Origin of the sequence: Streptomyces sp. NPDC001941 (assembly GCF_040296945.1) — a bacterium.
GTDB lineage: Bacteria > Actinomycetota > Actinomycetes > Streptomycetales > Streptomycetaceae > Streptomyces.
Genome location: NZ_JBEOYE010000027.1, coordinates 24,771 through 37,121, shown reverse-complemented (window position 1 = coordinate 37,121; position 12,351 = coordinate 24,771). Strand labels below are relative to the sequence as shown.

The 12,351-nt window shown below is 73.6% G+C and carries 14 protein-coding genes; 1 reads left to right on the top strand and 13 read right to left on the bottom strand.

The window, feature by feature from the left end:
* Positions 1-41: 41 nt before the first annotated feature.
* The 4 genes from ABT160_RS19665 to ABT160_RS19650 all read right to left on the bottom strand — a co-directional run bounded on the left by ABT160_RS19665 (position 42) and on the right by ABT160_RS19650 (position 3,144).
* Positions 42-731 carry a lysophospholipid acyltransferase family protein gene (locus ABT160_RS19665; protein ID WP_351648936.1) on the bottom strand — a complete coding sequence of 230 codons (690 nt, stop codon included), beginning with the start codon at positions 729-731 and terminating at the stop codon, positions 42-44.
* Positions 689-1,372, bottom strand: a complete 684-nt coding sequence (cmk, locus tag ABT160_RS19660) for a (d)CMP kinase (RefSeq protein ID WP_502984265.1) — start codon at positions 1,370-1,372, stop codon at positions 689-691. Before cmk ends, ABT160_RS19665 begins: the two co-directional genes overlap by 43 nt.
* Positions 1,373-1,483: 111 nt before the next feature.
* Entirely contained in the window at positions 1,484-2,572 is a 1,089-nt protein-coding gene (locus ABT160_RS19655) for a prephenate dehydrogenase (protein ID WP_351648934.1), read from the bottom strand.
* A gap of 125 nt (positions 2,573-2,697) precedes the next feature.
* Complete coding sequence (locus ABT160_RS19650; RefSeq protein ID WP_351648933.1) at positions 2,698-3,144, bottom strand: YidB family protein; 447 nt, start codon at positions 3,142-3,144, stop codon at positions 2,698-2,700.
* An 88-nt stretch (positions 3,145-3,232) separates the two neighbouring features.
* On the opposite strand from ABT160_RS19650, the gene ABT160_RS19645 reads away from it, so the two are divergent.
* Positions 3,233-3,919: a nucleotidyltransferase domain-containing protein gene (locus tag ABT160_RS19645; protein ID WP_351648932.1), complete on the top strand. Its 687-nt coding sequence runs from the start codon at positions 3,233-3,235 to the stop codon at positions 3,917-3,919.
* A 47-nt stretch (positions 3,920-3,966) separates the two neighbouring features.
* Here ABT160_RS19645 and ABT160_RS19640 read toward each other — a convergent pair whose 3' ends face one another.
* From ABT160_RS19640 to ABT160_RS19600, 9 genes are all read right to left on the bottom strand, one after another.
* Positions 3,967-4,995: an ADP-ribosylglycohydrolase family protein gene (locus ABT160_RS19640; RefSeq protein WP_351648930.1), complete on the bottom strand. Its 1,029-nt coding sequence runs from the start codon at positions 4,993-4,995 to the stop codon at positions 3,967-3,969.
* Entirely contained in the window at positions 4,992-5,750 is a 759-nt protein-coding gene (locus ABT160_RS19635; RefSeq protein ID WP_351648929.1) for an NUDIX hydrolase, read from the bottom strand. The genes ABT160_RS19640 and ABT160_RS19635 overlap by 4 nt, the downstream gene beginning before the upstream one ends.
* The gene (locus ABT160_RS19630) at positions 5,747-6,826 is read right to left on the bottom strand and encodes an AAA family ATPase (RefSeq protein WP_351648928.1); all 1,080 of its coding nucleotides are present in this window, start codon (positions 6,824-6,826) and stop codon (positions 5,747-5,749) included. Before ABT160_RS19630 ends, ABT160_RS19635 begins: the two co-directional genes overlap by 4 nt.
* Positions 6,823-7,476, bottom strand: a complete 654-nt coding sequence (gene pnuC / locus ABT160_RS19625; RefSeq protein WP_351648926.1) for a nicotinamide riboside transporter PnuC — start codon at positions 7,474-7,476, stop codon at positions 6,823-6,825. Before pnuC ends, ABT160_RS19630 begins: the two co-directional genes overlap by 4 nt.
* 124 nt (positions 7,477-7,600) lie before the next feature.
* A complete protein-coding gene (locus tag ABT160_RS19620) occupies positions 7,601-8,686 on the bottom strand; it encodes a pseudouridine synthase (protein ID WP_351648925.1) in 1,086 nt (361 codons plus the stop codon).
* 12 nt (positions 8,687-8,698) lie between these two features.
* Positions 8,699-9,262, bottom strand: a complete 564-nt coding sequence (scpB, locus tag ABT160_RS19615) for an SMC-Scp complex subunit ScpB (protein ID WP_351648983.1) — start codon at positions 9,260-9,262, stop codon at positions 8,699-8,701.
* A 65-nt stretch (positions 9,263-9,327) separates the two neighbouring features.
* Complete coding sequence (locus ABT160_RS19610) at positions 9,328-10,353, bottom strand: segregation and condensation protein A (protein ID WP_351648924.1); 1,026 nt, start codon at positions 10,351-10,353, stop codon at positions 9,328-9,330.
* A gap of 16 nt (positions 10,354-10,369) precedes the next feature.
* Complete coding sequence (locus tag ABT160_RS19605) at positions 10,370-10,954, bottom strand: hypothetical protein (protein WP_351648923.1); 585 nt, start codon at positions 10,952-10,954, stop codon at positions 10,370-10,372.
* Complete coding sequence (locus ABT160_RS19600; RefSeq protein ID WP_351648922.1) at positions 10,939-12,075, bottom strand: ParA family protein; 1,137 nt, start codon at positions 12,073-12,075, stop codon at positions 10,939-10,941. The genes ABT160_RS19605 and ABT160_RS19600 overlap by 16 nt, the downstream gene beginning before the upstream one ends.
* Positions 12,076-12,351 lie beyond the last annotated feature (276 nt).

The window sequence follows — 12,351 nt, the reverse complement described above, 5'->3', positions numbered from 1 at the left end:
GGTGAGCCCCGATGTCCCGCGGCTCACTACTCAAGTCTCGCCTAGCGCCCGGTGAGGCGCCTGGCGTTTTCCAGGTGGGCGGTCAGCCGCTCCTGGATGCGTACGGTGGCGTCGTCCAGCGCCGTGCGGGTGCGCCGCCCCGAGCCGTCGCCCGCCTCGAAGGCGTCGCCGAAGACGACGTCCACCCGGCCGCGCAGCGGCGGCAGGGCCTTCACCAGGCGGCCGGCGCGGTCGGTGCTGCCCAGCACCGCGACCGGGACGATCGGCGCCCCGGAGCGCACCGCGAAGTACGCGAGTCCGGCGCGCAGCGACGCGAAGTCGCCGTCGCCCCGGGTGCCCTCGGGGAATATCCCGAGGACTCCCCCGTGGGTGAGCACCGAGAGGGCGTCGGTGACCGCGTTCCGGTCGGTGCCGGAGCGGTCCACCTGCACCTGCCCGATGCCCTTGAGGAAGGGGCCCAGGGGGCCGACGAAGGCCTCCTTCTTGATCAGGAAGTGGGCGGGGCGGGGGGCCACGCCCATGACCATGGGCCCGTCGATGTTGTGGGAGTGGTTGACCGCGAGGATCACCGGGCCGCTCGCGGGGACCTTCCAGCCGCCCAGGACGCGCGGCTTCCACAGCCCGTACATCAGCCCGACGCCGATGCGCCGGCCGATCTCGGCACCGCGCTCGGTGGGTGCCGTGGTCGTCACTTCGCGGCCCGCTTCTCCTCGACGAGGGTGACGACGCACTCGATGACCTGCTGCAGCGTGAGGTCGGTGGTGTCCACCTCGACCGCGTCGGCCGCCTTGGCCAGCGGGGACGTCTTGCGGCTGGAGTCGGCCGCGTCCCGCTTGACCAGGGCCTCCTTGGTGGCCTGGACGTCGGCGCCCTTGAGCTCGCCGGAGCGGCGGGCCGCGCGGGCCTCGGGGGACGCGGTCAGGAAGACCTTGAGGTCGGCGCCCGGCAGGACCGTGGTGCCGATGTCGCGGCCCTCGACGACGATGCCCTTCTCGGCGCCGGCGGCGATGGAGCGCTGCAGCTCGGTGATGCGGGCGCGCACCTCGGGGACGGCGCTGACGGCGCTGACCCTGGAGGTGACGTCCTGGGTGCGGATCGGTCCGGAGACGTCCGTGCCGTCGACGGTGATCGTCGGGTCGGACGGGTCGGTGCCGGAGACGATGACGGGCTTGTCGGCGGCGGCGGCGATCGCGTCGGCGTCGGCCGGGTCGACCCCGTTGGTGACCATCCACCAGGTGATCGCGCGGTACTGCGCGCCGGTGTCCAGGTAGTCGAGCCCCAGCTCGGCGGCGACGGCCTTGGACGTGCTCGACTTGCCCGTGCCGGAGGGCCCGTCGATGGCGACGATCACGGATTCCACGGTGACGGACACCTTCCCTGTGCTCAGATGTGGACCCCCCAAGGTTACCGGCCCCGCCGGGGCCCCCGGTCCGCGCGGGGGGCGGGGCCCTTCCGGCCCCTCGTCAGGCCCTTCCGGCCCCCGTCAGGGCCGCAGCGCCCAGCCCCGCTCGCGCAGCGCCTCGCTCAGTCCCGCGGCCGCGGACGGCTCCACGTACAGCTGCACCAGGCCCGCCTGCTGCCCGGTGGCGTGCTCGATGCGGACGTCCTCGACGTTGACCCCGGCCCGCTCGGCGTCGGCGAAGATCCGGGCCAGCTCGCCGGGGCGGTCGCTGATCAGGACGCCCACGACCTCGTAGGCGGTGGGGACGCCCGCGCCGTGCTTGCCCGGCACCCGCTCGCGGCCCGCGTTGCCCCGGCGCAGCACGTCCTCGATGCCCGAGGCGCCCTCGGCGCGCTTGGCCTCGTCGGCGGAGTCCAGGGCGCGCAGGGCCCGCACCGTGCCGTCCAGGTCGGCGGCGACCCCGGCGAGCACGTCGGCCACCGGGCCCGGGTTCGCCGACAGGATCTCGACCCACATGCGCGGGTCGGACGCGGCGATGCGGGTGACGTCGCGGATGCCCTGGCCGCACAGCCGTACCGCCGTCTCGTCGGCCTCCCGCAGCCGGGCGGCGACCATGGAGGAGATCAGCTGCGGGGTGTGCGAGACGAGGGCCACGGCGCGGTCGTGGGCGTCGGCGTCCATGACGACGGGGACCGCGCGGCACAGGGCGACGAGCTCCAGGGCCAGGTTGAGGACCTCGGTGTCGGTGTCGCGGGTGGGGGTGAGCACCCAGGGCCGCCCCTCGAAGAGGTCCCCGCTGGCGGCGAACGGGCCGCTGCGCTCCTTGCCGGACATGGGGTGGGTGCCGATGTACGCGGTGAGGTCCAGGCCCAGCTGGGTCAGCTCGCGGCGCGGCCCGCCCTTGACGCTGGCCACGTCGACGTAGGCCCGGGCGGCCCCGGCCCGCATCGCGGCGGCGACGGAGGCGGCCACGTGGGCGGGCGGCACGGCGACGACGGCCAGGTCCACCCGCCCCTCGGGCGGGGCGTCGGTCCCGGCGCCCAGGGCGGCGGCGGTGGCGGCCCGGTCGGGGTCGTGGTCGACGAGGTGCACGGCGACGCCGCGGGCCTTGAGCGCGAGGGCGGCCGAGGTGCCGATCAGGCCGGTTCCGATGACGAGGGCGGTTCTCACGGGCGGTGTCCTTGGGTACGGCGGTCGGCGGCGTGGTGCACCGGTCAGCCTAAGGGCCCCGCGGGCAGGGACGACGAGGGCGACCGCCCTCCGGGACGGGAGGGCGGTCGCCACGGACCGTCACGTCAGAGGGACTGCTGCCGGATCAGGTCCTCCAGGGAGGTGCTCTGCGGCACCTCGCCGCCCGGGGTGAGCTTGTCGACGGCCTGGGGCAGGGACTGGGCGATCTGCTCGGCCGCCTGTTCGGTGGAGACCCCGGCCTCCTGGGCGACCTGCTGGAGGGTGTCGTCGGGGAGGGCCTGGGTGATCTGCTCGGCGCTGACGCCCTTGTTGTCGCCGGTGCCGACCCAGGACTGGGCCTGGTCGACCAGGCCGGACTTGGTGAGCATGTCGAGCAGCCCGCCGAGCGGGTTGCCGCCGGCGGCGGCGCCCGCCGCCTGACCGCCGCCCGCGCCGCCGAGGGCGCCCAGGAGGGCGCCGAGGATGTTCCCGGCCCCTCCGGAGGAGTTCCCGCCCTGACCGCCTCCGCCGAGGAGGCCGCCGAGCAGGCTGCCGAGGTCGTTACCCGCCATGGTTCTGCCTTTCGTCCGGGAAGGAACACCGCCAATGTCACCCGAACCGGGCGGCTGCGCCACTTGGAGTACGCCGTAGCCTGTCCGCATGCTGCCCGAGGACCTGGTGCGCGAGCACACGATCTACTCCTGCGTCATGGGGTCGCGCGCCTTCGGCCTGGCCACGGAGGGCAGCGACACGGACCGGCGGGGCGTCTTCCTCGCCCCCACCCCGCTCTTCTGGCGCTTCGAGAAGCCCCCCACGCACGTCGAGGGACCGGCCGAGGAACAGTTCAGCTGGGAGCTGGAACGCTTCTGCGAGCTGGCGCTGCGGGCCAACCCGAACGTGCTGGAGTGCCTGCACTCCCCGCTGGTCGAGCGGATCGACGACACCGGCCGCGAACTGCTCTCGCTGCGCGGCGCGTTCCTGTCGCTGGAGGTGCACGGGACGTTCGTGCGGTACGCGGCCGGGCAGCGCAGGAAGCTGGAGGCGGACGTGCGGCAGCACGGGGCGCCGCGCTGGAAGCACGCGATGCACCTGCTGCGGCTGCTGGCCTCCTGCCGCGACCTGCTGCGCACCGGGGAGCTGGTGATCGAGGCGGGGGCGGACCGGGAGGACCTGCTGGCGGTCAAGCGGGGGGAGCTGCCGTGGGCGGAGGTGGACGCCCGGATGGGGCGGCTGGTGGCCGAGGCGGAGGACGCGGCGGGGTCCTCCCCGCTCCCCCCGCACCCGGACAGGGCCCGCGTGGAAGCCTTCCTCTCCCGCACCCGCAGGACCTCGGCACTCCACGCCTGACCCGGCCCGACAGGACGGACACCCCGGGCCCCGGGGTCAGGCGGCTCCTACGCGTCCCACAGGGCCCCCAGCGTGAGCAGCTCGCTGCGGTACTCGACCCGCTCCGCCCACTCCTTGGGCCACGCCCCCGCCCCCAGGTGCGCCCCCGCGAACGCCCCCGCCAGGCACGCGATCGAGTCCGAGTCCCCGCTGGTGCACGCCGCCCGGCGCAGCGCGGTCACCGGTTCGCCGGGGAACTGCAGGAAGCACAGCAGCGCCGTCGCCAGCGCCTCCTCCGCCACCCAGCCCTCGCCGGTGAGCAGGCACGGGTCCATCTCGGGGTTGGCGGTGCGCAGCGCCGAGGCCAGGATGTCCAGGGTGCTCAGGCACTCGTCCCAGCCGCGCCGGATGAAGTGCTCGGGCGTGGGGTCGTGGGAGTAGGTCCACAGGTTCCCCAGCCACTTGTGGTGGTAGCGGCTCCGGTTCTCGTACGCGTACGAGCGCAGCTGCCCGACCAGTCCCATGGGCTCGGCGCCCTGCGAGAGCAGCCGCACGGCGCGCGCGGTGAGGTCGGAGGCGGCCAGCGCGGTGGGGTGGCCGTGGGTGAGCGCGGACTGGAGCTGCGCGGCCCCGGCGCGCTGCTCGTCGTCGAGCCCGGGGGCGAGCCCGACGGGCGCCACCCGCATGTTGGCCCCGCAGCCCTTGGAGTTGAGGTCGCTGGACTCCTGCCAGGCCCGGTCGGGGTGGTCGGAGTGCTTGCGGCAGGAGACCATGCAGGTGCGGCCGGGGGCGCGGTTGTTCTCCGGCGAGTGGTACCAGTCGACGAACTCCTCCCGCACCGGCCGGACCATCCGCAGCGGCGCGAGGACGCCCCGGTCCATGGCGGTGCGGATGCCGCGCGCCAGGGCGAGGGTCATCTGGGTGTCGTCGGTGACGTACGCGGGGCTGGGCAGCGCCATCCGCTGCCACGGCCCGAACTTGGCGACGATCTGCTCGACGGTGTTGAACTCGGTGGGGAAGCCCAGGGCGTCCCCGAGCGCGAGCCCGATCAGGCTGCCGGTGGCGGCCTGCTTGGTGATGGTGCGTGCGGCGATCATGGGGTGCGTCCTTCCGGTCGCAGGAGCGGCGGGTGCAGCGCGGTGGCCGCGCCCGCCCGGTAGAGAGCGGCCGGTTTCCCCCGTCCGCCGGTCAGGCGCGGCGGTCCTTCCACGGCCTGGACGAAGCCGGGCGTGGCGAGGACCTTGCGCCGGAAGTTGGGGCGGTCGAGGTCGACGCCCCAGACCGTCTCGTACACCTGCCGCAGCTCGCCGAGGGTGAACTCGGGCGTGCAGAAGGCGGTGGCGAGACAGGAGTATTCGAGCTTGGCGCCGACGCGCTCGTGGGCGTCGGCCAGGATGCGGTCGTGGTCGAAGGCGAGCGGCCCGTACAGGCCGTGGGGCACCCACTGGGCGCGGACCGCGTCCCCGCCGCCGCGCGGCTCGGGCAGGTCCGGCACGAGCGCGGTGTAGGCGACGGAGACGACCCGCATCCTGGGGTCGCGGTCCGGGTCGCTGTAGGTGCGCAGCTGCTCCAGGTGCAGGGAGGCCGCGGTGTCCTCGGAGAGGCCGGTCTCCTCGGCCAGTTCGCGCCGGGCGGCCTGTTCGGAGGACTCGCGCGGCAGCACGAACCCGCCGGGCAGCGCCCACGCGCCCCGGTAGGGCTCCTGGCCGCGCTCGACGAGGAGCACGTGCAGCCGCTCGTCGCGGACGGTGAAGACGGCGAGGTCGACGGTGACGGCGAACGGCTCGAAGGCGTACGGGTCGTAGCCCTCGGGCGCCCGTTCCCGCGGGGTGCTCCCCCGCGCGGCGCTCACCGCTTCTCCGGCAGCGGGTCGGCCAGGCCCAGGCCCGCGCCGACGAGCGCGTCCACGGCCTCGACGGCGGTGCGCAGCCGCTCCTCGTGGCTGCCGGTGAGCAGCACGGTGCGCCGCCCGGTGCGGGCCAGCTGGGCCCGGAAGCGGGCGGTCATCCAGGGCCGCAGGTGCTCGCCGTCGCGCAGTCCGTCGTCCTCGAAGGGCACGCCCCGGTGGTCGGTGAGCAGCCACAGGTGGCCGCGTCCGGCGGCGGCGATCCTGGCCACGTCCTCGTTGGGCCCGCCGAGGTAGCGCTCGTGCCAGATGGTGGTGGCGAAGGCGTCGGTGTCGCAGACCAGCACGGGCGAGCCGGTGCGGGCGGCGGCGTCCTCCAGGGCGGTCTGCCGCTCGGCGATGAGCGGGAACTCGTCGGAGCGGAACTCCACGTCGGACCAGTCGGCCCCGGGCCGCTCGGCGCGCAGCGCGGCCAGCTTGAGGGCGCTGAACTCGCGTCCGTACTCGGGGACGCACGCGGTGCGCGCCCAGACGCCGCCGCGGTGGCGGTAGTGCTCGGCCAGGGCGCGGGCCATGGTGGTGGTGCCGGTGGACTCGGCGCCGAGCACGACGACGCGGCGGGCCAGCGCGGCCCGTACCGGCGGTTCCAGGAAGTCCCAGCAGCCGACCGGGTCCTTGCGCACGGCGGTGGCGGAGACCGGGAAGACGGTCCGGTCGGGGTCGACGCAGACGGAGTCCGCGCCGAAGCGCCGCCCGAGCTCCTCGCCGTACGCCTCGGAGGTGAAGACGGCGTCGACGCGCTCGGGCACGGCCGCGCGGAAGACCGCCATGTGCGCGTCCCACACGGCCGGGTCGGTGGTGTCGACGGGGGTGTCGTCGACGGTGCCGACCACCCAGGCGTCGGGGTGGGTCTCGCGCATCCAGGCGACCCGGTCCGCCAGCGGGATGGACTCCACGGAGGAGGCGCACACCAGGACGGTCAGCCGTTCGCAGCGGTCCAGCGCGGTGCGCACCAGGTGGTGGTGGCCGGCGTGCGGCGGATAGAACTTGCCGAGGACGAGTCCGTGCCCGTAGCGCTTCACGCGGTCACCTCCGCCAGGCGCGGCCGCCGCCCGGCCAGGTCGCGGCTCCAGCCGCGCAGCCCGGCGACGCAGAGCGCCATGAATCCGATGTAGAGCAGTGAGGTCAGGTACAGCCCCTTGTGGGCGTAGAGCGGTACGTAGACCACGTCGGCGGCGATCCACAGCCACCAGGACTCCAGGAGCTTGCGGCACTGGCCGTAGGTGGCCGTCAGGGACAGCGTGGTGGTCAGCGCGTCCCAGAAGGGGACGGTCGAGTCGGTGAGCCGGCCGAGCAGCAGCGTGAGCGCGGCGGTCCCCATCACCCCCGCCGTGAGCAGCCCGGCCCACTCGGCGCGCGTGGTGCGCCGCACCGGCAGCCCTTCGGGGCCTGGTCCACCCCCGTGGGTCCAGGTCCACCAGCCGTACGCGGCGAGGGTGATGAAGACGATCTGGAGGCCGGCGTCGGCGTAGAGGCCGGCCTGGGTGAACAGCAGCACGAAGAACAGGTTGTTGGCGATGCCGACGGGCCAGTTGGCGAGGTGCTGCCGGGCGACCAGCCAGACGCACAGCGCGCCGCTGCCGAAGCCGAGCACCTCGGTGGCGCTCACCGACGTCCCCAGCAGGGTGAACAGCGGTCGCTGCAACGGTTCCAGCACGGTGGCCAGGCTCATGGACGCCCCCCTTAAGAGTCATGTTGACTATAAAGGCGGCGGGAAGCCCCCACAAGGCCCCGGTACGACGGAAGGCGCCCCGTGACCGAGGTCACGGGGCGCCTTCGCGGCGGGGCCGGTCCGGTTACAGACCGACCTCCTTCATCAGCATGCCGACCTCGGTGTTGGTCAGGCGGCGCAGCCAGCCGGACTTCTGGTCGCCCAGCTGGATCGGCCCGAAGGCCGTACGCACCAGCTTGTCGACCGGGAAGCCCGCCTCGGACAGCATCCGGCGCACGATGTGCTTGCGGCCCTCGTGCAGCACGACCTCGACCAGGTAGTTCTTGCCGGTCTGCTCCACGACCCGGAAGTGGTCCGCGCGCGCGTAGCCGTCCTCCAGCTGGATGCCGTTCTTCAGCAGCCGGCCGACCTCGCGCGGCAGCGGGCCCTGGATGGCGGCCAGGTAGGTCTTCTGCACGCCGTACTTCGGGTGGGTCAGCCGGTGGGCCAGCTCGCCGTGGTTGGTGAGCAGGATGATGCCCTCGGTCTCGGTGTCCAGGCGGCCCACGTGGAACAGCCGCGTCTCGCGGTTGGTCACGTAGTCGCCCAGGCACTGGCGGCCGTCGGGGTCCTCCATGGTGGAGACGACGCCGGCCGGCTTGTTCAGGGCGAAGAAGAGGTGCGACTGGGTGGCGACGGTCAGGCCGTCCACCTTGATCTCGTCCTTCTCCGGGTCCACCCGGACGCCCTGCTCGATCACGACCTTGCCGTTGACCTCGACCCGGCCCGCGTCGATCAGCTCCTCGCAGGCGCGGCGCGAGCCCATGCCCGCGCGGGCCAGCACCTTCTGGAGCCGCTCGCCCTCCTGGTCGCCGAAGGTCTTGGGCGTCTTGATCACCGGCTTGTCGGCGTACCGCTCCCGGTTGCGCTCCTCGGTGCGGGCGTCGTACTCCCGCGAGCGCGCCGGGGCCGTACGTCCGCCGCCCCGGACGGGCGACTGCCTGGGGCCGCCCTTGGCCCCGCCGCGGGCCGCCGTCCCCCGGCCCTTGCGGGGGCCCTGGGAGTCGTCGCCCACGTCGTAGGAGCGCTCCTCGGGGCGCGGACGGCGCGGGTTCGACCCGCGGTCGTCGCGGTTGTTCCCGGCGCCCCGGTTGTTGCCGCGGCCCGCGCTGTTGCCACCACGGCTCCCGCCGTTGTTTCCGCTGCTGTTCCTGCCGCTGCTGCTTCGCATCAAATTTCCGTCTTAGTCGTCGTCATCCCGGTCCGGTGCGTCCGGCGCATCCGGATCGAACGACGGCACTCCCTCCAGCGTGTCCCCCTCGATGGCGTCCGCCTCGGGGAGGAAGGGTGCGAGCTCGGGGAGCTCGTCCAGGCCGCGCAGGCCCATCCGCTCCAGGAAGTAGTTCGTCGTCCTGTACAGGATCGCACCTGTTTCGGGTTCCGCGCCCGCCTCCTCGACGAGACCGCGCTGGAGCAGGGTCCTCATGACCCCGTCACAGTTGACCCCGCGCACCGCGGAGACCCTCGAACGACTGACCGGCTGGCGGTACGCGACCACCGCGAGCGTCTCCAGGGCCGCCTGCGTCAGCCGGGCCTGCTGGCCGTCCAGGACGAAGGACTCCACGGCCGCGGCGTACTCCGGACGGGTGTAGTAGCGCCAGCCCCCGGCCACCAGCCGCAGCTCGAAGCCGCGCCGCTGGACCGCGTACTCGTCCTGCAGCTCCCGCAGCGCGTCCGCGACCTCCCCGCGGGTCCGGCCGAGCACCTTGGCCAGGTGCTCCTCGGTGGCCGGCTCGTCCACGACCATCAGGACGGCCTCCAGGGCGGGCCGCAGCGCGAGCCGCTCCGTCGCCTGCCCGGTCGCCTGCTCGGTCACTGGTCCTCCTGGTCGGACTGGTCGAACTCGTCGGTCACCCGGGCGTCCTCCGCCCCGGTCCAGCGCACGGTCAGCTCGCCGAGCGCGGTGTCCTGCTCCAGGCCGACCGCCTTCTCCCGGTAGAGCTCCAGGAGGGCCAGGAAGCGGGCCACCACGGTGAGGGTGTCCGGCGCGTCCGCGGCCAGCTCCCGGAAGCTCGCCTCGCCGCGCTCGCGCAGCAGGGCCAGCACCAGGGCGGCCTGCTCGCGCACGCTGACCAGGGGGGCGTGGATGTGCTCGACGTACACCTGGGGCCTGGCCCGGGGCTGCATGGCCTTCACGGCGAGCCTGGCGAAGCCCTCGGCGCCGATGCTGATGACCACCTCGGGCAGCAGCTCGGCGTGGTGCTCCTCCAGCCCGACGGTGCGCGGGTAGCGCCGCCCCTCGGCGTCGAGGCGCTCCTGGAGGATGTCGGCGACCTGCTTGTACGCGCGGTACTGGAGCAACCGCGCGAAGAGCAGGTCGCGGGCCTCCAGGAGCGCGAGGTCGGCCTCGTCCTCCACCTCGGCGGCAGGCAGCAGCCGGGCGGCCTTGAGGTCGAGCAGGGTGGCGGCGACGACGAGGAACTCGGTGGTCTGGTCGAGGTCCCAGTCGGGTCCCATGGCCCGGATGTGGGCCATGAACTCGTCGGTCACCTTGGAGAGCGCGACCTCGGTGACGTCCATCTTGTGCTTGGAGATCAGCTGGAGGAGGAGGTCGAAGGGGCCCTCGAAGTTCGCGAGCCGGACGGTGAAGCGGCCGTCACCGGCGCCCTCGGCGTCCGGGGCGCGCTGTTCGGCGTCGGGCCCGGGGTCAGGGTCGGGCTCGGGGTCCGGGTGCGGCTCCTCGGTGGGAGCCTCCACCGGGAGCGGCTCCTCGGGAAGGACTTCCGGGGCTTCCCGGGCTTCGGGGGCTTCCGGGGCCTCCGCCGGGACGGCCCCGCCGCCCCGGCCCAGCGCACGGCGCGGCGCGGGACGGGAGGACGCTGTGTCGGAGGGGGCCATCGCCCCGAGGCTACCGTCAGCGCCCACGCAGACGGCGCACCAGGATGCTCGCGTCCCCGCGCGACTCCAGGTCGGCGAGGACCACGGCGACCGCCTCGCGCACGATCCGGCCGCGGTCCACCGCGAGCCCGTGCTCGCCGCGCAGGACCAGGCGCGCGTGCTCCAGGTCCATCAGCTCCTCGGCGGAGACGTACACGGTGATCTTCTCGTCGTGCCGCTCGCGGCCGGAGGGGCGGCGGTTGGCCGCCCGGCCGCCGCCGCGGCGCCGGGCCGGACCGGCCGGTTCGGCGGAGCGCCGGGGCTTGCCGGGGCCGCCGGACGCGGCGTCGCCGTCCCGGCTGCGCGGTTCCTCCGGGTCGGCGGCGGAGTGCTCGTCGGGGTCGGCCTCCGCGGAGGCGCCGCCCGCCGGGTCGCCGTCGGCCGCCGGGCCCGGGCCGCCGGGTCCGGCGGGCGTCGCGGCACCGGGGGGCGCCGCGGGTGCGGGCACCCGGGGCTCCCCGTTGGCCGTGGCGCCCCGCCGGGGCGAGGACGACTGCAGCGCCATGCCCCCGGTCGTACGGAACAGCTCGTCGGCACCGGGCAGACTCACTCGGCGTGACACCGGGCGAGCACCTCCCTGGCGAGCTGGCGATAGGCGGCCGCACCGACCGAGTTGGAGGCGTACGTCGTGATCGGCTCGCCGGCGACCGTGGTCTCCGGGAAGCGCACGGTCCGGCCGATCACCGTGTGGTACACGTGGTCGTCGAAGGCCTCGACCACGCGCGCGAGCACCTCGCGGCTGTGCACGGTCCGCGAGTCGTACATGGTGGCGAGGATGCCGTCCAGCTCCAGCTCGGGGTTGAGACGTTCCTGCACCTTCTCGATGGTCTCCGTGAGCAGCGCGACGCCGCGCAGCGCGAAGAACTCGCACTCGAGGGGGACTATCACCTTGTGGGCGGCCGTCAGGGCGTTCACGGTGAGCAGGCCGAGCGAGGGCTGGCAGTCGATCACGATGTAGTCGTAGTCGTTCATCAGCGGCTTCAGGGCGCGCTGCAGCGTGGACTCGCGCGCGACCTCGCTGACCAGCTGGACCTCGGCGGCCGAGAGGTCGATGTTGCTCGGCAGCAGGTCCATGTTGGGCACGGCGGTCTTGAGCAGCACCTCGTCCGCCGACATGCCCCGCTCCATGAGCAGGTTGTAGACGGTGAGGTCGAGCTCCATCGGGTTCACGCCGAGGCCGACCGACAGGGCGCCCTGCGGGTCGAAGTCGACGAGCAGCACCCGTCGTCCGTACTCCGCGAGCGCGGCGCCCAGGTTGATGGTCGACGTGGTCTTGCCGACGCCGCCCTTCTGGTTGCACATCGCGATGATCTTCGCGGGGCCGTGGTCGGTGAGCGGGCCCGGGATCGGGAAGTACGGCAGGGGCCGCCCCGTGGGGCCGATCCGCTCGCGGCGCTGGCGCGCGGCGTCCGGGGCCAGGGTGGCCGCGTACTCCGGGTCGGGCTCGTACTCGGCGTCGGGGTCGTAGAACTGCCCCTCGGGCAGCTCGTCGTAGTCGGCGAAGTGGGTGGACTCTCGGCCACTCTCGTTGCCGGCCATGGCGTTCACGTGTTGGCCGTCCATCATCTTCATCGTGTGGGTCGTCGTCATGTGCTGGTGGGTCGCGAAGGTACGGACAGCGACCGAGCCGACCGCCTCACGGACGTCGTGCCCGGTCCGTCCGCCCGACGGGACACCGCCCATCTCTGGCGCTCCTGCACGACCACCCCCGGGAGTAAATGTCGACTCATTCACAAGTCGTCTTACCTCCTTGGATGTGACCAGGAACATTTATCGATAGGTCAGCGTGGCACCATGCCGACGGTTGGCGACTCTATGGCGTGTCACCGCTCCGCAGCAACACAATCGGCCGGACGCGGCCCGATGTGTCGGCAACCGAACACCTCTCTGTCAAGGGTGCGCGGCGATCCGTCGACACGTTTCACGAGCGTGCGAAACGGTTAAAGGGTTACGTTCGAG